This is a genomic window from Halomonas sp. DN3 (assembly GCF_024137905.1).
GTDB classification, from domain to species: domain Bacteria; phylum Pseudomonadota; class Gammaproteobacteria; order Pseudomonadales; family Halomonadaceae; genus Halomonas; species Halomonas litopenaei.
The window spans coordinates 2,981,260-2,999,856 of record NZ_CP099965.1; the positions used below are offsets into that span (position 1 = coordinate 2,981,260).

Genomic DNA, 18,597 nt, shown 5'->3' on the forward strand with positions numbered 1-18,597 from the left:
ATTCCTCGTCGTTGTCGGCAGCTCACAGCCGATCGCGAAGCTTGTAGAAGTGGGTGGCCAGCAGCAACAGCGGTGTTCTCAACAGGCGACCGCCGGGGAAGCGACGATGGGGCATGGCGGCAAAGACGTCGAAGCGCTCGCTCTGCCCGGCGATGGTCTCGGCCAGCAACTTGCCGGCCAGTCCCGCCATGGCCATGCCATGACCGGAGTAGCCTTGCGCATAGTAGAGGTTGGCGGCCAGTCTGCCGAAGTCCGGGGCGCGATTGAGCGTGATGGCCACGTCACCGCCCCAGCGGTAGGCGATCTCGACATCGTCGAGCACCTTGAACAGGCGCCGGATCTTGCCGTCGATGCGCGCCTCGAGCCCCTTGGGCGGGCGCCCGTCGTAGCTGACTTCACCGCCATAGATCAGTCGTCGATCCGCCGACAGCCGATAGTAGTCGAGCACAAAATTGGCATCGGCCAGGGCGTCATTCTTCGGCAGCACCTGGGCCGCATGCTGCTCGCTCATCGGCTCGGTGGCGATCATGTAGTTGGCGCAGCGCATGATGCGCCCGCGCATCTCCGGCAACAGGTCGATGCCGTAGGCGTTGGTCGCCACCACCACGCTATCGGCGGTGACCTCTCCGCCGGCGGTCTTCACCCGGGCAGGCTCGCCTTTGGTCACCGCGGTGACCGGGCTGTGCGAGTGGAAGATCGCCCCCGCCTGCTGGGCGGCCCTGGCCAGGCCGAGGGTATAGTTGAGCGGATGCAGGTGCCCGCCCTCGGCCTCCCACAGGGCCGCCGGGTAGGCGTCGGTGACCACATGTTCGCGCAGCGACTGCCCTTCGCGCCATTCCAGCGCCTGGTAGTCGTACTTGTGCGCCATGGTCTCCTGGAAGGCGCGCAACTCGCGCACATGGCGCGGCTTGACCGCCGCATGCAGGTAGCCCCAGGCAAGGTCGCAGGGAATGGCGTGACGCTCGACCAGCTGTGCAGTCAGGCGCACCGCTTCGCGGCTCATTTCCCAGATATCGCGGGCCGCCGACAGGCCAAGCGCCTGTTCCACGGTGTCCATGTCGGTACCGAGCCCGGGCAGGATCTGGCCGCCGCTGCGACCGGAGGCGCCATGGCCGACGTCATGGGCTTCCAGCACCACCACCTTGTAGCCTTGCTCGGCCAGATGCAGCGCCGCCGAACAGCCCGTCACCCCGGCCCCGATCACGCAGACATCGGCGCGAACGTCGCCCTCTAGCCTGGGTGTCGGCAACAGCTCGACCCGGACGGAATCGCGGTACCAGGAGGCGGCCTCGGACGTGGAGGAATCTGTCATAGAGAGTCCGTATTGGTTGCGCAATGCGCTTGTTGTTATTGAATCTCGCACCTTCGCATGAAGGTGACACCGACAGTGTGCCACTTTCTCGCCACCAGGCGTCAAGTATCCAATAACACTAAATTCCTGACTTCAACGTCAGCGATTCGATACCTAAAGCGGCTGACGCACCAACATCAACACTTCACGTCATGCATCCCGCTCGATGGAAGTCGCCTTGGCGACGCTCACGCTTCGAACGTAAGCCGGCGCGCCCGGAAGCGCTCGAATCCAAGATGCCAGACGTGGAAAACTCAACGCAGAGCAACGACAGAGCGTCAGTCTCTCGTTTCATCGCCAAGAGTATAAGCGAGACATCATGTCAGCGAAGCGAAGACGTTGGCGGTTTGATCAAAGATCTAGGAGGCGCCATCAGTCGCCTGACACACCCGCATCGCTCTTCCCCAGCGCCGCCAGAAAGGCTTCCAGCACCCGATGCGGGCGGCGGTCACGGCGGGTGATGGCGACGAAGGGCGTCTCGTAGGCGGCGCTCTCGGAGCACAGCTCGCGCAGCCGACCCTGCGCGACCCAGAGATTGGCGTGGTGATCCGGCAGATAGCCGATGTAGGCCCCGGTCAGGATAAGAAAGGCCGCGCCTTCCCGGTCGGACGCGGTGGCGCTGGGCTTGAGCCCGACATGGCGCTCACGGCCGGCTTCCGACAGCGGATAGGACGGTACCACGGCGTCCCACTGACCCAGCGCCTGCCACCCGCCCAGCGCCTCCAGCGCCGTCGATGGCTCGGCGAACAGCGGATGCCCCCGGCCACAGTAAAGCCCGGAGCGTTCGCTGTAGAGCGCCTGGCTATCGACGCTGGCAGGCAGGTTGACCGCCGGAACGACACCGACATGCAGGCGTCCGTCGAGCACCCCGCGGGCGATCTCGCCGGGAGGGTCCATGTGCATGTTGATGCGCACCTCCGGGCCCTGGGCCTTGAGGCTTGCCAGGGCATGGGTGATACGCATCTCAGGTGAGCTGACCAGGGTATCGGTGATGCCGATATTGAGTTCGCCGCGCAGGCTGTGGTGCAGCGCATTGACCTCGGTGCGAAAGGCTTCCAGTCCCGACAGCAGACGCCTAGCCCCTTCCAGCACCTCCCGTCCTTCCTCGGTCAGGGCGAAGCCGCCTCGCCCCCGCCGACAAAGCTTGAGCCCCAGGCGCTTTTCCAGGTCGCCCATATGCAGGCTGATGGCCGAACGACTGATGCCAAGCTCGTTCTCGGCGGCGGAAAATCCACCGCACTCGGCCACCGCCTTGAACACCCGCAATAGACGAATATCGAAGTCGGTGACCGGGCTCTGCCGGCTCACGCGCTTGCTCCGCCGGACCGCCCCCGGTCTGCGCAGGCAGGACAGCGTGGATCGCGCCCCAGCCGATAGTGACGCCACTCGCCACTCAGGCCGTCGAAGGTGGCAAGCCCCCGGTGGGGCCTGCCGGCCCCGGACAACAGCTTGACCGCCTCCAGCGCCTGGAAGCAGCCGATCAGCCCCACCAGCGGCGAGATGACGCCACTCTCGGCGCAGGACAGGGCCTCGTCGCCCTGATCATCCGGCGGATACAGGCAGGCGTAGCAGGGACTCGTCTCGTCACGCGGGTCGAACACCGCCAACTGCCCGGAAAAGCGGATCGCAGCGCCGGAGACCAACGGCACCCCGGCGGCGACGCTGGCCGCATTGATGGCGTAGCGGCTGGAAAAGCGATCGGTGCAGTCGAGGATGACGTCGGCCTCCCGCGCCGCCTGGACCAGCCCCTCGGCGTCCAGATGGCGCTCGATGGCGCTGACCCGGCAGCCTGCATTGAGGGCGATGGCAGAGTCGGCGGCCGACTGGGCCTTGTTGCGTCCCAGGTCCTGCTCCTGGTGGGCGATCTGGCGCTGCAGGTTGGAGATCTCGACCACATCGGCGTCGGCGATGGTCAGCTGTCCGACTCCGGCGGCGGCCAGGTACAGCGCCACCGGCGAGCCCAGGCCACCGGCACCGACGATCAGTGCGCGCGACGCCAGCAAGCGCTCCTGGCCTTCGATGTCCACCTGGGGAAGCATGATCTGGCGGCTGTAGCGCAGCAGGTCCTGGTCATTCATGAAAACTCACTTGTCTTCGAACTCTTCGATATCCGGCACGTGCAGGGCAAAATCTTCCTTCACTTCTTCCATCACCACGTAGCTCTTGGATTCCTTGACCCCGGGCAGGGTCAGCACCACGTCGCCAAGCAGCTGACGATAGGCGGACATCTCGGGAATTCTGCACTTGAGAATATAGTCGAACTGCCCGGACACCAGGTGGCACTCCTGGATCTGCGGCAGCTTCGACACGGCACGACGGAACTCGTCAAACACCGCCGGAGACTGGGTCTCCAGGCTGATCTCGACGAACACCAGCAGATTGGCCTTGAGCATGCGCGGGTTGAGGACCGCCTTGTAGCCACGGATCACCCCGGAGCGCTCGAGGCGCTTGACGCGCTCCAGACACGGCGTGGTGGACAACCCCACCTGGGCGGCGAGGTCCACATAGGACACCCGGGCGTTTTCCTGCAGGCAACGCAGAATCTTCAGATCGATACGGTCGAGGGAGCGGTTCTTGGTTTTCATTGTGGTCCTGAACGCTGGTCTGACGGCGAGGGGCACGCAGGGAAAGAATCGACCAAAAAGGCCTGGTCGCAAAGCATTTCACGACAATCTCTCGCGCCCAATCGCTTGGTGGCAAAACATTTTACTGATAATCAGTATCACATGCCCCCAACAGACTCCAGTCCCGGCTTCAACGTTGCCTGCCCCACTGCCCAAGCGTCACCCGAGGGTGGCCCCCCAGGTCATGCACGCTGTCGCAGCGAACATAGCCCAGCGCTTCAAGATGCTCTCGCACCCGCTCGGCCTGCTCGTAGCCGTGTTCCATCAACAGCCAGCCGCCCGGCTGGAGGAAGCTCCGGGCGCGCTCGGCGATGGCAAATAGATCGGCCAGGCCATGGTCGGCGGCCACCAGCGCCGAGCTTGGCTCGAAGCGCACATCGCCCTGCCCCAGATGAGGATCCTGCGGGTCGATATAGGGCGGGTTGGCCACGATCAGGTCGAAGCGCTCGTCATCGAGCGCATCGAACCAGTCGCTCTGGCGAAATCGTACCGCCAGACCATGTCGCTCGGCGTTGCGCCGCGCCAGCGCCACCGCCTCAGGGGACAGATCGACGCCCTCGACCCGCCAGCCGGGGCGCTCGCTGGCAAACGCCAGGGCGATGGCACCGGTGCCGGTGCCCAGGTCGAGCAAGGCGCCGCTCTTGGCATCACTCTGGGCATCACTCTTGGCACCGGTCTTGGCATCAGCCCGGGCCAGCGCGGCCTCCACCAGGGTCTCGGTGTCGGGGCGGGGAATCAGGGTGCTGGGCGAGGTCGCCAGGGCCAGCCCCCAGAATTCGCGTTCGCCGGTCAGGTAGGCCACCGGCATGCCCTGGGCACGCGCCGCCACCCAAGCCTCGAAGCGAGCCCGGGCCAGCGTCGCCATGGGCTTGTCGCCCCAGGTATAGAGCCAGGTGCGGTCGACCTTCATCGCCGCCATGGCCAGCACCTCGGCGTCGAGCCGCGGCGTCGGGCTGCCGACGGCCTCGAGGCGGCGGGTCGCCCGGGCGATCAGCACGTCACAGCGCATCAGCCGTCCTGTTGCAGAGCGGCGAGCTGCTCCGCCTGGTACTCGTGGATCAGCGGGTCGATGACCTCATCGAGGCCGTCGCCGGTGACCACTTCGTTGAGCTTGTACAGGGTCAGGTTGATGCGGTGATCGGTGACCCGCCCCTGGGGGAAGTTGTAGGTACGAATGCGCTCGCTGCGATCGCCGGAGCCCACCAGCGAGCGACGGGCGTCGGCCTGTTCCTGGCGCTGGCTGTCCTGGGCCGACTGCTTTAGCCGCGCCGCCAGCAGCGACATCGCCTTGGCCCTGTTCTTGTGCTGGCTGCGCTCTTCCTGACACTCCACCACCACACCGCTGGGCAGGTGGGTGATGCGGATCGCCGAGTCGGTGGTGTTGACGTGCTGACCGCCGGCGCCGCTGGAGCGGAAGGTGTCGACCCGCAGGTCGGCCGGGTTGATGTCGATGTCGCTGACCTCATCGGCCTCGGGCATCACCGCCACGGTGCAGGCCGAGGTATGGATGCGGCCCTGGGATTCGGTGGCGGGAACCCGCTGAACGCGATGGGCACCGGACTCGAACTTGAGCCGGGCGTAGACGCCCTCGCCCTTCACCCGAGAGATGATTTCCTTGTAGCCGCCCTGCTCGCCGTGGCTGGCGCTGACCACCTCGACCTTCCAGCCCTGGTTCTCGGCGTAGCGCGAGTACATGCGAAACAGGTCACCGGCGAACAGCGCCGCCTCGTCGCCGCCGGTTCCCGCGCGCACCTCGAGAAAGACATTGCGCCCATCGTCGGGGTCCTTGGGTACCAGCAGCCGCTTGAGCTCGGCCTCCAGCTCCTCGAGCTTGGCCACACCCTCCTCGCGCTCCATCTGGGCGAGTTCGCGCATGTCGGCGTCGGCGTCCTCGGCCATCTGCTCTGCGGTGGCCACGTCTTCCTCGACGCCACGATAGCGGCGCCAGGCGTCGACCAGCGACTCGAGCTCGGCGTACTCGCGAGAATAGTCGCGAAAACGTGGCTGATCGCTGATCACGTCGGGCTCCGACAACAGGGCAGAGAGTTCCTCGAAGCGGTCGACGAAGGCATCGAGGCGCTCACGCAGAGAAGCTTTCATCGGCAAATCCTTGAAATCATGTAAGAAGGCGCATCGCTGGCAAGCCAGACCCGGACTAGCGCCGGGACTCGGGCTCACCCAGCAGCAGTTCGACGGCAGCCTCGAGCAGGTCCTGACGCTCATCGGCAGCAGCACCGCGCAGGGCCAGGGTGGGCTGATGCATCAAGCGGTTGGTCAACTGGTGGGCCAGGCGGCGCACCACGGCCTCGGGATCCTCGCCCTTGGCCAGGCGCTCCAGCGCCTGGGTCTGGGCCTCATCACGCAGCCGCTCCCCCTTGGCGCGCACATCGCGGATCACCTCGCCGGCGCCGCGCACCCGGCGCTCCTTGTGCCAGTGGGTCACGCCGTGCTCGATCAGCGCCTCGGCCTGGTCCGCCGCCACCTGGCGGTGACGCCGGTTTTCCTCGATGACCTCATGCAGATCATCGACGGTATAAAGGAAGATGTCGCTGAGCTCGCCGACCTCTGGCTCGATATCCCGCGGCACGGCGATATCGACCATGAACACCGGGCGGTGGCGGCGACGCTTGAGCGCCCGCTCGACCATACCCTTGCCGAGGATCGGCAAGGGCGCTGCGGTGGACGAAATGACGATATCGGCCTTTTCCAGGGCGACGGGAATCTCATCGAGGCTGATGGCCTGCCCGCCCAGGCTGCCGGCCAGGGCGCTGGCCCGCTCGCGGGTGCGGTTGGCTACCGTCAACTGGTGCACCCCGGCTTCGTGCAGGTGGCGTGCCACCAGCTCGATGGTCTCGCCGGCACCAATCAACAGCGCCCTGGCGCGCGAGAAGTCGTCGAAGATTCGACTGGCCAGACTGACCGCCGCGTAGGCCACCGAGACAGGGTTCTCGCCGATGGCAGTCTCGGTGCGTACCTGCTTGGCCACCGCAAAGGTATGCTGAAAGAGCCGCTCCAGCTCCCCGCCGAGTCCACTGGCGTCCCTGGCCGCCTGGTAGGCATCCTTGAGCTGGCCAAGGATCTGGGGTTCGCCCAGCACCATGGAATCCAGACCCACGGCGACACGCATCAGATGGCGCGCGGCGTCACCTTCCAGATAGTGGTAGGCGCAGTGCAGCAGGTCCTCGCGGGGCAACGCATGAAACCGGCTCAACCAGTCGAGCACCTCGCTCTCGCCGCTCGACTCGGTCACGCAGTAAAGCTCGGTGCGATTGCAGGTCGACAGCACCGCAGCCTCATGCACACTCGGCAGCGCACGCAGCTCGGAGAGCGCCTGGGTGAGTTGCGAGGGGCCAAAGGCCACCTTTTCGCGCACCTCGACGGCCGCGGTTCGATGGTTGATGCCAAGGGCAAGCAGGGTCATGCGTTCGACGTCTTCATCAGATGATGTCCGGAGCGGCCAACCAGGCCGCTCCTGCAAGGCGCATATCCTACCATAGGCAGCTCTGACCTCGCTCCCCCGGGCATTGACCTTTGCCAAGACTCTCCAAGCCGTTATGCTGAGAATTCTCATGGAGAAGATGACGCCTCAATGCCCCCGAACGCGCGCCACGGAAAGCTGACCTGCACTCTGGCCACCCTGTCACTGACGGCGTGGCTCGCCGGCTGTCAGAGCTTTTCCTACAGCCCAGGCAGCGCGTCACAGGCTGACCCCATGGCCGGTGCTCCACCGATCACCCGTGGACTCGATGCCGACGGCCTGTCGACGCTGCTGATTGCCGAAATGGCCGGTCAGCGGGGCGACTATCGACGCGCCACCGAAGGCTACCTCAAGGCAGCCGATCGCTATCACTCCGCTGCCCTGGTCGAACGCGCCACCCTGACTTCACGCTTCACCGATGACACCGCCCTGATCGAACGCGCCGCGCGCCGCTGGCAGGAGCTGGCGCCCGAGGCGCCGGTGGCCGCCCAGATCCTGGGCAACCTCGCCGGTGGACGCGGCAACTGGGACGAAGCCCTGAAGCAGCGGCTGATCGCCGCCGATGACGACACCGACATCACCCGCTTCGTCGATACCGCCCTGTCCAGCGGCGGCGAGCCGGTGGCGCTCGCCGACACCCTCGAACAGGCGCTCGACGCCCCCGGCCTGACCGATTCAAGGAAAGACGACCTGCAACTGGCGCTGGCCCTGACCGACTCGGCCCAGGGGGATCATGAGGGGGCCCAGCGACGAATTGCCGCACTGGGAAGCGACAGTCGCGATAATCCCCAGCGGATTCTCGCCGAATCACGCATCGCCCTGGACGCCGGCAAGTACCACCAGGCCCGCCTGGCGGCCAAGCGTGGCCTCAACCTCTCCCCGGGCGACCCCCGCTTCCTTTTGTTGATGGCACGGGCCGACATTCGCCTGGGCAACCTGGTCTCGGCCGAAAGCAGCACCGACTCCCTGCTCGAGACCCGTGGCGACAATCCCCTGTTGCGGGTCGGCCTGGCCCAGCTCTACCTGGAAGAAGGCCACCACGACCCTGCCCGCCGACTGCTGCTGCCGCTGGTCGATGATCCCCAGGCACCCAGCGCCCTCTATCTATTGCTTGGCAGCATCGCCGAACAGGAAGACGAGGTCGACAACGCCCTGCTCTACTACCGCCGGGTACCGCCAGGCCCTGACTTCCTGCTGTCGCGTCAACGCGCGGCCAGCATGCTGATCGAGGCCGACCGCATGCTCGATGCTCGGGCCTTTCTGCGGGTCGAACGGCTGCGCCATGACGACGCCTACACCGGCCTGGTCATCACCGAAGTGCAACTGCTCGACCAGCAAGGTCTCGAGCCCGATGCCGAGGCACTGCTCAACCGCGAGCTGGCGCGCAGCCCCGAGGACGGCGACCTGCGCTACTTCCGCGCCATGCGTGCCTGGAGCGAAGGCGACCTCGACACCTCCGAACAAGACCTGCGCACCCTGGTCGAACAGCAGCCCGACAACGCCGTGGCGCTCAATGCGCTCGGCTACACCCTGGCCGACGCCGGCGACCCGGATGATCTCGACGAGGCCAAGCGACTGATCCAGCGGGCCTACGAACTCTCGCCGGACAATCCCGCCATTCTCGACAGCCTGGGCTGGGTCGCCTACCGTGAGGGCAAACCGGAGGTTGCGCTACCCTGGATCGAGCGCGCCTGGCGCGAGATCGCCGACCAGGAGGTCGCCGCCCACCTGATCGAGGTGCTGTGGGACCTGGGCCAGAAGCAGCGCGCCCGCGACCTGCTGCAGGAAGCCCAGCAACGCTTCCCCGAGCGCCCGCTGATCGTCGATCTCCTCGACCGTCGCCCCGAAATCAGGCCTTGAACCGACGGCGCCTTGACCACTCTGACACCACCACGACCACTACCCGCAAGGACCCCGCGATGATGTCTTGTTTTCGCCTGACCGCCGCCGCCCTGGGGCTCGGCCTGCTGGCCGGCTGCGCCACCTCCCAGAGCGTCACCGAGCCGCGCCAGGAGCGCCAGGCCGGTGACTGGGAAGCCCAGACCGAACAGGTGGAAGCCTTCACCTCCTGGAACCTGACCGGCAAGGTCGGCCTGCGCACCCCCCAGGAATCCACCAGCGCCAACCTCGACTGGCGCCAGACCCCCTACCACTATCGCCTACTGGTCACCGGCCCCATGGGCGCTGGCCGCAGTACCCTGGAAGGACGTGACGGTCGCGTCTCGCTGACCACCAGCGAAGGACGCTTCGAGGCCGACAGCCCCGAAGCCCTGATGGAACAGCGCCTGGGCTGGTCGCTTCCGGTCTCGAGCCTGACCGACTGGGTACGCGGCCTGCCCGCCGACGACAGTGACTTCGAGATGACCGACGACGAGCTTGGCTTCCCCGCCTCACTGGAACAGGACGGCTGGGAGATCGACTACCGCGGCTGGAAGGATGTGAACGGCACCTGGCTACCCAACCGGCTGGTGATGACCTATGACGACCTGCGCGCCACCCTGGTGGTGAACCAGTGGCAGCCACTGGAAGAGTAGTCGCACAGGCTCCCGCCCCGGGTGGCGGGAGCCTGTCACTCGGGTAAAATGAAGCACCATCGCCCTCTGCCCCCTGTCGACGCGCTCCTTGCAGCAAGCTCCCTATAGAGAGAAGCAGCGAAAGCCCTGTGGAGCGAAAGCCCTATAGCCTATAGAAGAGAAGCAGCGAAAGCCCTATAGAGAGAAGCAACGAGAGCCTTCATCGATCCCAGCCATCGATGGCTGGCGCCGCCCCCAGTCACCGAACGCCATCACTTCGGTCAGCCGATCCCTGGACAGCACCCTTTATAGACTCCCCCATGCCCGACACCTCTTTCTCTTCCGATGCCAGCGCGCAGCAGACCCTGACGTTGCCGGCGCCGGCCAAGCTCAATCGCATGCTGCATATCGTCGGCCGTCGCGACGACGGCTACCACGAGCTGCAGACGCTGTTCCAGTTCCTCGACCACGGTGACGATATCCACCTGCGCCTGCGCCAGGACGGTGAGATAACCCTGACCGACCGTCTCGAGGGCGTACCCCGCGAGGCCAACCTGCTATGGCGGGCCGCCGACCTGCTCAAGCGCGAGACCGGCTGCGCGCTCGGTGCCGATCTAGGCGTCACCAAGCGCCTGCCCATGGGTGGTGGTCTGGGGGGAGGCAGCAGCGACGCCGCCAGCGTGCTGGTCGGGCTGAATCATCTGTGGGGCCTGGGACTGACGACCCGGCGTCTGGCCGAACTGGGCCTGACGCTGGGCGCCGATGTGCCGGTATTCGTCCACGGCCTGGCCGCCTGGGCGGAAGGCGTCGGCGAGCGCCTTGTCGCGGTGGCACTCGACACCCCCTGGTTCGTGGTCGTGCACCCGGGTGTGGCGGTCTCCACCCCCGCCGTGTTCACTGCGCCGGAATTGACACGGGACACCCCCGCCATTACCATGGCGCGCGCACTCAAGGGGGGAGCGTCAAGCTGGCGCAACGATTGCGAGGACACCGTCAGGCAAGCCTATGCTGAGGTGGCTCGTGCCTTGGACTGGCTCAACGCCCGGGCGCCGTCAATGTTGACGGGTACCGGCGCGTGCGTTTTTGCCCGTCTGGAGTCGGAGGCCGAGGCCGTCCAGTTGCTGGACGATGTCCGATGCCAACAGCCGACCTGGCACGCCTTCAAGGCCCTGGGCCTGAATCGATCGCCTCTCCTCGACGCCCTGCCCGCGTGAGGCAGGACGTATGCTGGGGTATAGCCAAGCGGTAAGGCAGCGGTTTTTGGTATCGCCATGCGGAGGTTCGAATCCTCCTACCCCAGCCAACTTCCTTCTGAGTCCTGGACTCACTCCCCCAGGCTCACACTGAAGACCCAACACAGCAAAGGTGGCTGCGCGTGTCAAAATTGATGGTTTTCGCCGGGAATGCCAACCCCGAACTCGCCCGTAAGGTCGCCGAGAGCCTGGACAGCCGACTGGGTAATGCCACGGTCGGCCAGTTCAGCGATGGCGAGGTCGCGGTCGAGATCAACGAGAACGTGCGCGGCAAGGATGTCTTTATCCTGCAGTCCACCTGTGCACCGACCAACGACAACCTGATGGAACTGATCCTGATGGTTGACGCCCTGCGCCGGGCCTCGGCCACCCGTATCACTGCGGTGGTGCCCTACTTCGGCTACGCCCGCCAGGATCGCCGCGTGCGCTCCGCCCGGGTGCCGATCTCGGCCAAGATCGTGGCCGACATGATGGTCAAGGCCGGCGTCGACCGGGTCATGACCATGGACCTGCACGCCGACCAGATCCAGGGCTTCTTCGACGTACCCGTGGACAACGTCTACGGCTCGCCGATCCTGCTCGACGACATCGAGCGTCAGAACTACGACGACCTGGTCGTGGTCTCTCCCGATGTCGGCGGCGTGGTCCGCGCCCGTGCCATCGCCAAGCAGCTCAACGCTGACCTGGCGATCATCGACAAGCGTCGTCCCCAGGCCAACCAGGCCCAGGTGATGCACATCATCGGTGATATCCAGGACCGCACCTGTGTGGTGGTGGACGACATGATCGATACCGCCGGCACCCTGTGCAAGGCGGGCGAAGCGCTCAAGGAACACGGCGCCAAGCGCGTGGTCGCCTACGCCACCCACCCGATCCTGTCGGGCCCTGCGGTGGACAACATCTCCGAGTCGGTGCTGGACGAAGTGGTGGTGGCCGACACCATCCCGCTGTCCGACACCGCGCGTCGCAGCGGACGTATCCGCCAGCTCAGCGTGGCCGGCCTGATCGCCGAAGCGATCCGCCGCGTCAGCAACGAGGAATCCGTCAGCGCGATGTTCCACTAAGCGACATATCGCGCGGGAAACGCGCCCCGACAACCGGGGCATCTGGAACCACCGAGGTCTGGTCGCGGGCTCGGTGGCTTCCTTACTTTAGCCAAGAGGCAATTTCATGTCTGACTACAAACTTACCGCCAATGTTCGTAACGACCTGGGGAAAGGTGCGAGCCGCCGCCTGCGTCGTGCGAACCAGCAAGTCCCCGCCATCATCTACGGTGGTGAAAAGACGCCGCAGCCGATCGCCGTCGACAAGACTGCGTTCTACAAGGCGCTGGAAGACGAAGCCTTCTTCTCTTCCGTCATCAACCTTGAGGTTGACGGCAAGTCCCAGCAGGTCGTGGTGCGTGACCTTCAGCGCCACCCGTACAAGCCGCTGGTGACCCACGCCGACTTCCTGCGCGTCGATGCGACTCACGAGATCACCATGCGCGTTCCGCTGCACGTGGTCGGTCAGGACGAGTCCAAGGCCATCAAGGAGCAGGACGGTGAACTGCACCAGCTGGCCAACGAAGTCGAGATCAGCTGCCTGCCGAAGGACCTGCCCGACTACCTCGAGGTCAACATCGCTGACCTCGAGATCGGCAGCACCCTGCACCTGTCCGACCTCAAGGTTCCGGCTGGCGTGACCATCGTCGAGCTGAGCCACGGTGAAGAGCACGACCAGGCCATCGTCAACGTGACCAAGGCCAAGGTCATGCAGTCCGAGGAAGAAATCGCCGAGGAAGAAGCCGCCGCCGCCGAGGCCAGCGAAGAAGCTGCCGAGGAAGCGAAGGACGAAGCCAAGGACGAAGACGAAGAAGGCGACAAGGAGTAATCCTTTTCTGCCGGATTCAGGGGCCACTGCGGTGGCCCTTTTCGTTTCCGAGGGCTTTGCCCATGGCCTCGTCGCCAAGGCCCTGAGCAAAGCGCTTGCCCCGCACCGCTGACCGGAGAGACCACCATGACAAGGATCAAGGCGCTGATCGGCCTTGCCAACCCTGGCACCCAGTACGAGGCGACGCGTCACAACGCCGGCGCCTGGCTGGTGGAGGAAGTCGCGCGTCAGTCCAGCGCCGAGCTGCGCCCGGAGAAGAAGTTTCTCGGCCTCTACGCCAAGGCCTTTGTCGAAGGCAGCGACCTGCACCTGCTGGTGCCGACCACCTACATGAACCGCTCCGGTGCCTCGGTGGCGGCGCTGGCCAACTTCTTCAAGCTGGCCCCCGACGAGATGCTCATCGCCCACGACGAGCTCGACCTGCCCCCCGGCAGCGCGCGCTACAAGCAGGGCGGCGGCCACGGCGGCCACAATGGCCTGCGCGACATCATCAGCGCCCTGGGCAACGACAAGTCCTTCCATCGTGCGCGCATCGGCATCGGTCATCCCGGCAGCGCCAAGCTGGTCACCAACTACGTGCTGGGCCGCCCCGGCAAGACCGAGCGCGAGGCCATCGACGGCGCCCTGATCGAGTGCCTGGCGACTTTGCCCCAGGCGCTATCCGGCGACTGGGCCAAGGCCATGAACCGCCTGCACAGCCACTCTGCCTGACCCGGCGGGCGCCAACAGGGACAGCAGGTGGTTGCACCGCCCGGGCTGTCCCCGCCTGGCCCGACGTCATACACTGTGCGCCGACTTCTTTCACTTCACGCCTTCAGGAACCACCCATGGGATTCAACTGCGGCATCGTTGGTCTGCCCAACGTCGGCAAGTCCACCCTCTTCAACGCCCTGACCAAGTCCGGCATCGATGCCGAGAACTTCCCGTTCTGCACCATCGAGCCCAATGTCGGCATCGTCCCCATGCCGGACCCGCGCCTCGACAAGCTCGCCGAGATCGTCAAGCCGGAGAAGGTGGTGCCCACCACCATGGAATTCGTCGATATCGCCGGCCTGGTCGCCGGTGCCTCCAAGGGTGAAGGTCTCGGCAACCAGTTCCTCGCCAATATTCGCGAGACCCAGGCCATCGCCCACGTGGTGCGCTGCTTCGACAACGACAACGTCATCCACGTGGCCAACCAGGTCGACCCGGCGGCGGATATCGAGACCATCAACCTGGAGCTGGCCCTGGCCGACCTCGACACCGTTGAGAAGGCCATCCAGCGCCTGGTTCGCGTGGTCAAGGGCGGCGACAAGGACGCCATTGCCACCAAGGCGGTGCTCGACAAGATCCAGCCACACCTGGCCGAAGGCCAGCCGCTGCGCAGCTTCGATCTGAGCGACGACGAGAAGAAGCAGATCAAGAGCTTCGGCTTTTTGACCCTGAAGCCGACCATGTACATCGCCAACGTCAACGAGGACGGCTTCGACAACAACCCCTACCTCGACGTGGTCAAGGGCATCGCCGAGGCCGAGGGCGCCGTGGTGGTTCCCGTGTGCAACCAGCTGGAAGCCGAGATCGCCGAACTCGATGACGAGGAACGCGAGATGTTCCTGGCCGAGATGGGCATGGAAGAGCCCGGCCTCGACCGGGTGATCCGCGCCGGCTACGCCCTGCTGGGTCTGCAGACCTACTTCACCGCAGGGGTCAAGGAAGTGCGTGCCTGGACCGTCAAGGTCGGCGCCACCGCCCCGGAAGGCGCCGGCGTCATCCACACCGACTTCCAGAAAGGCTTCATCCGCGCCGAAGTGGTGGCCTATGACGACTTCGTCAGCCTGAACGGCGAGCAGGGTGCCAAGGACGCCGGCAAGTGGCGCCTGGAAGGCAAGGACTACGTGCTCAAGGACGGCGACGTGGTGCACTTCCGCTTCAACGTCTGAGGCTCACCGCAGCGTCCGACGTAACATCACGTTTCCTGTGTCAACACCGAGGCATGCCTCGGTGTTGTCGCTTACATGCCAGTCACATGCAGCAACTCTATCGCAAAGAGGTTATATTCGAGAGATGTCATCAAGCGCAGGAACAATAGCGTGACACTCTCGAATGATTCTCCACCGCTCAAGGCAACGGCGCCTGAGCTATGGTTAGCGGATGGGCCCGTCATCAGTGGCAAGCTGCTGCCCTATCCGACACGCATGGTGGTGGTACGCCTGAGCGGCAACCGGCTGTGGGTCCACAGCCCCGTTCCGCTGACCGAGCCACTGCGTGATGCCCTCGACGAGTTGGGCCAGGTACACTTCCTGATCGCCCCCAACCATTGTCACCACCTGTTCATGCGCGAATGGCAGATGGCCTACCCGATGGCTCGCAGTTTCGGCACCCGGGAAGTCATCGCCAAGCGCGGCGACCTGGTGTTCGAAAGCACCCTGGATGGCACTCCCAACCGCTACTGGGGTGACGATATCGACCAGTGTCTGTTCACCGGCTCATCGCGCATGCAGGAAGCGGTGTTCCTGCATCGTTCCAGCCGCAGCCTGATCGTCGCCGATCTGATCGGCAATCTCCCCCCCGCTTCCCTGACGCCCTGGCAGCGTCGACTGGCCAGGCTCTCGGGCATCCTGGCACCGGATGGCAGGATGCCGCTGGAGTGGCGACTGAGCTTCCTCGGCCGACGCTACCTGGCGAGTGAACATCTACGCACCCTGCTCTCCTGGCGCCCCGCTCGGATCATCATGGCCCACGGCGAGATCATCGAGCATGACGCCAGCGACTTTCTCGCGCGCGCTTTTCGCTGGTTGAAGGAGTAAGGGCCAAGCATGGCACTGTTTGCATACAGTGCATAATGTTTGTATAACATTGAGGCAGGTTCTGAACGCAAAGGATCTGCGCTCATGCTTGGTTCACCTCGGCTACTGCTGATCGGCTACCTGGTGGCAGTCGGCCTGCTCGGCATCTTCTGGCTACCGACATCCCCGCAGCAATTCTGGTTGTGGCTACCGCTGGCGGCGCTGGGGGTGGTCGGCGTGCTGGACCTGCGCTCCAGCCACAACGTGCTGCGCAACTACCCCATCGTCGGCCATCTGCGCTACATGATGGAGTTTCTGCGTCCGGAACTGCGCCAGTACTTCTTCGAATCGGAGACCAGCGGTCGACCGTTCAATCGCGAACAGCGCCAGATCATCGGCGCCCGGGCCGAGGGACGCAGCGACACCGCCCCCTTCGGCACCCGCCAGGATGTGCTGCGCCAGGGGCGTCGCCAGATTGCCCACGCCATGATCCCCACTCGCGTCGATCCGCAGCAAGCCTGGGTGACCATCGGTGGCCCCCAGTGCCACCGCCCCTACCGCTCTTCGCGGCTCAATATCTCGGCCATGAGCTTTGGTGCCCTGTCCGGACGGGCCATCACCGCCCTCAACCTGGGTGCCAGACGCGGCGGCTTTGCCCAGGACACCGGCGAGGGCGCCATCAGTCCTTATCACCAGCGGCACGGCGGTGACCTGATCTGGCAGATCGCCAGCGGCTACTTTGGCTGCCGCGACCAGGCGGGACGCTTCAACCCGGAAGCGTTCAGCGCCAAGGCCCGCGAGGATCAGGTCAAGATGATCGAGATCAAGCTGTCCCAGGGCGCCAAGCCGGGACACGGCGGCATGCTCCCCGGCTCCAAGGTCGACCAGGAGATCGCCGAGACACGCCAGGTCCCGGTGGGGGAAGACTGCTATTCACCGGCGGCCCACCCGGAATTTTCCACCCCGCTGGAACTGATGCAGTTCATCCAGCGCCTGCGCGATCTGAGCGGCGGCAAGCCGGTGGGCATCAAGCTGTGCCTCGGGCACACCCGGGACATGCTGGCGATGTGCAAGGCCATGCTGGCAAGCGGCATCCAGCCGGACTTCATCACCGTGGACGGCGCCGAGGGCGGCACCGGCGCAGGACCGGCGGAGTACGCCGACCATGTGGGCCGCTATATCGATGAGGCACTGCCGATCATCGACGCCTGCCTCAAGGGGATCGGCAAGCGCGACGAAATCAGCGTGATCGCCAGCGGCAAGGTGGCGCTTGCCATCGACATGGTCGAGAAGTTCGCGCTGGGCGCCGACGTCTGCAACGCCGCGCGCCCGTTCATGTTTACCCTGGGCTGCATCCAGGCCCAGCGTTGCCACACCAACACCTGCCCCACCGGGGTGGCGACCCAGGATCCGGTCCGCAGTCGCTCCATCGATGTCGACAGCAAGGCCGACAACGTCCAGCGCTTCCATCGGGCCACCCTGGACGCCTGCCTCGACATGATCGGCACCATGGGCCTGGCATGCCCAGGCGAGCTGCGCCCTGAGCACCTGCTCGAGGGCCCGGCCACCGCCACCCGGGTATGGCAAGTCGACAGCCTGGAGGTCGGCGCCTTGCTCGACCACCAGAAAGCGCAACAACTCCCCGCCTACTGGCGAGACGACTGGCATGAAGCCAGTCCCCACCACTTCTTGCGTGGACCGGGAGGCTCGCACCAGGAAAGCCATCACAGGACGGCCCCCGGCCCCCATCGAGACGGCGGCGAAGGAGACCGCCATCATCCGCCAAAGGAGGTGCAACGATGATCGTACGTAGTCACAAGGACGCGGAGAAGTCAGCCGTAGAGGACGACAAGTGGATCAGCCGGCGCTACACCCTGCGCAAGGACGGCATGGGGCATTCGGTCCACGAGACCTGTATCAAGCCCGGCCAGGAACTCCACATGTGGTACAAGAACCACACCGAGACGGTCCTGTGCATCGAAGGCGAGGGCCAGATCGAGGACCTGACCGAGGGCGGCAAGTGGGATCTCAAGCCCGGTGTGCTCTACGCCCTCGACAAGCACCAGCAGCATATCCTGTCGAGCGAAAAGGGCATGACCGTGATCTGTACCTTCTCGCCGGCGCTGGTCGGTCCCGAGACCCACGATGAACAGGGCTCCTATCCCCTGCTCGACGACGACGGCAGCGTGCTCAAGCGCTGAACGATCGACTTCGCCCTCGTACCGGGGGCGATTCATGAAACTTGGGATGTCGGACGGCTTGGCCCCGCAGTCACCAGCCGCAGACACTCAGCGTTCTGAAGCGCTGAATGATCGACTTCGCCCTCGTTCCGGGGGCGATTCATGAAACTTGGGAGGTCGGACGGCTTGGCCCCGCAGTCACCAGCCGCAGACACTCAGCGTACAGTTTTCTGAATGATCGACTGTTTCGACAAGCCACCTCGATATCGAGGGCATGGGAAAAGGCAGCTTGATCCTTCGTCTCGCTATAGGACCTGCCAATCATTCTTTTCTCAACCCATTTCTTGGCATTCCTGGGGGAGTCAGGGTCAATATCTCCGCCAGAGTCGACGAAGCCACGGCAGCCATCAAGTGTCGAGCGAGAAGCGATAAACCAGGCTTCATACTCTCGATTGGCAATCACCACGGACACACCACAGCTCAAACGAATGCCCTGTATTTTATCAAGGAGTAATTTTCCTAGCTCAACCGGACAAGCATCATCGGCATCCACCAGTACAA

Annotated in this window: 18 protein-coding genes and 1 tRNA gene; 11 read left to right on the plus strand and 8 right to left on the minus strand. The window is 65.0% G+C overall.

The genetic code is table 11. The features are described 5' to 3' along the window. Window positions 1–22: 22 nt before the first annotated feature. From NKF27_RS12880 to hemA, 7 genes are all read right to left on the minus strand, one after another. A complete protein-coding gene (locus tag NKF27_RS12880) occupies window positions 23–1,312 on the minus strand; it encodes an FAD-binding oxidoreductase (RefSeq protein ID WP_108132910.1) in 1,290 nt (429 codons plus the stop codon). A gap of 411 nt (window positions 1,313–1,723) precedes the next feature. Beyond that, window positions 1,724–2,659: a LysR family transcriptional regulator gene (locus NKF27_RS12885; RefSeq protein ID WP_231498652.1), complete on the minus strand. Its 936-nt coding sequence runs from the start codon at window positions 2,657–2,659 to the stop codon at window positions 1,724–1,726. Continuing rightward, entirely contained in the window at window positions 2,656–3,429 is a 774-nt protein-coding gene (locus tag NKF27_RS12890) for a molybdopterin-synthase adenylyltransferase MoeB (RefSeq protein WP_253552141.1), read from the minus strand. Before NKF27_RS12890 ends, NKF27_RS12885 begins: the two co-directional genes overlap by 4 nt. A gap of 6 nt (window positions 3,430–3,435) precedes the next feature. Next, window positions 3,436–3,936 carry an Lrp/AsnC ligand binding domain-containing protein gene (locus NKF27_RS12895; protein WP_253552143.1) on the minus strand — a complete coding sequence of 167 codons (501 nt, stop codon included), beginning with the start codon at window positions 3,934–3,936 and terminating at the stop codon, window positions 3,436–3,438. A 169-nt stretch (window positions 3,937–4,105) separates the two neighbouring features. Then, window positions 4,106–4,984 (minus strand): peptide chain release factor N(5)-glutamine methyltransferase, encoded by an 879-nt coding sequence (gene prmC / locus NKF27_RS12900; protein WP_253552145.1) that lies wholly within the window; start codon window positions 4,982–4,984, stop codon window positions 4,106–4,108. Beyond that, window positions 4,984–6,075, minus strand: coding sequence for a peptide chain release factor 1 (prfA, locus tag NKF27_RS12905; protein WP_222569715.1), 1,092 nt, complete (start codon window positions 6,073–6,075; stop codon window positions 4,984–4,986). The genes prmC and prfA overlap by 1 nt, the downstream gene beginning before the upstream one ends. Before the next feature lie 55 nt (window positions 6,076–6,130). After that, window positions 6,131–7,396 (minus strand): glutamyl-tRNA reductase, encoded by a 1,266-nt coding sequence (gene hemA / locus NKF27_RS12910; RefSeq protein WP_253552147.1) that lies wholly within the window; start codon window positions 7,394–7,396, stop codon window positions 6,131–6,133. A 168-nt stretch (window positions 7,397–7,564) separates the two neighbouring features. Between hemA and NKF27_RS12915 the strand changes: the two genes are divergently transcribed. The 11 genes from NKF27_RS12915 to NKF27_RS12965 all read left to right on the plus strand — a co-directional run bounded on the left by NKF27_RS12915 (window position 7,565) and on the right by NKF27_RS12965 (window position 18,057). Further along, window positions 7,565–9,313 carry a tetratricopeptide repeat protein gene (locus NKF27_RS12915; protein WP_253552149.1) on the plus strand — a complete coding sequence of 583 codons (1,749 nt, stop codon included), beginning with the start codon at window positions 7,565–7,567 and terminating at the stop codon, window positions 9,311–9,313. 59 nt (window positions 9,314–9,372) lie between these two features. Further along, window positions 9,373–9,987 (plus strand): lipoprotein insertase outer membrane protein LolB, encoded by a 615-nt coding sequence (gene lolB, locus NKF27_RS12920; protein ID WP_253552151.1) that lies wholly within the window; start codon window positions 9,373–9,375, stop codon window positions 9,985–9,987. A gap of 299 nt (window positions 9,988–10,286) precedes the next feature. Then, window positions 10,287–11,180, plus strand: a complete 894-nt coding sequence (gene ispE, locus NKF27_RS12925) for a 4-(cytidine 5'-diphospho)-2-C-methyl-D-erythritol kinase (RefSeq protein WP_253552153.1) — start codon at window positions 10,287–10,289, stop codon at window positions 11,178–11,180. A 14-nt stretch (window positions 11,181–11,194) separates the two neighbouring features. Beyond that, window positions 11,195–11,269: transfer RNA gene (locus NKF27_RS12930), tRNA-Gln, on the plus strand. A 72-nt stretch (window positions 11,270–11,341) separates the two neighbouring features. Next, window positions 11,342–12,283, plus strand: a complete 942-nt coding sequence (locus NKF27_RS12935; RefSeq protein WP_181248623.1) for a ribose-phosphate pyrophosphokinase — start codon at window positions 11,342–11,344, stop codon at window positions 12,281–12,283. Between the two features lie 106 nt (window positions 12,284–12,389). Next, entirely contained in the window at window positions 12,390–13,091 is a 702-nt protein-coding gene (locus tag NKF27_RS12940) for a 50S ribosomal protein L25/general stress protein Ctc (RefSeq protein WP_045995166.1), read from the plus strand. Window positions 13,092–13,217: 126 nt separating this feature from the next. After that, window positions 13,218–13,802: an aminoacyl-tRNA hydrolase gene (pth, locus tag NKF27_RS12945; protein WP_108132918.1), complete on the plus strand. Its 585-nt coding sequence runs from the start codon at window positions 13,218–13,220 to the stop codon at window positions 13,800–13,802. A 116-nt stretch (window positions 13,803–13,918) separates the two neighbouring features. Continuing rightward, window positions 13,919–15,010: a redox-regulated ATPase YchF gene (ychF, locus tag NKF27_RS12950; RefSeq protein WP_045995168.1), complete on the plus strand. Its 1,092-nt coding sequence runs from the start codon at window positions 13,919–13,921 to the stop codon at window positions 15,008–15,010. Window positions 15,011–15,160: 150 nt separating this feature from the next. Further along, entirely contained in the window at window positions 15,161–15,877 is a 717-nt protein-coding gene (locus NKF27_RS12955) for a DUF4336 domain-containing protein (protein ID WP_253552155.1), read from the plus strand. Window positions 15,878–15,961: 84 nt separating this feature from the next. Beyond that, window positions 15,962–17,659, plus strand: coding sequence for an FMN-binding glutamate synthase family protein (locus NKF27_RS12960; protein ID WP_253552157.1), 1,698 nt, complete (start codon window positions 15,962–15,964; stop codon window positions 17,657–17,659). Continuing rightward, entirely contained in the window at window positions 17,656–18,057 is a 402-nt protein-coding gene (locus tag NKF27_RS12965) for an ectoine synthase (protein WP_253552159.1), read from the plus strand. The genes NKF27_RS12960 and NKF27_RS12965 overlap by 4 nt, the downstream gene beginning before the upstream one ends. Window positions 18,058–18,196: 139 nt before the next feature. Here the strand turns inward: NKF27_RS12965 and NKF27_RS12970 are convergent, their stop codons facing one another. After that, the gene (locus tag NKF27_RS12970) at window positions 18,197–18,589 is read right to left on the minus strand and encodes a DUF4276 family protein (protein WP_253552161.1); all 393 of its coding nucleotides are present in this window, start codon (window positions 18,587–18,589) and stop codon (window positions 18,197–18,199) included. Between the last annotated feature and the right edge of the window lie 8 nt (window positions 18,590–18,597).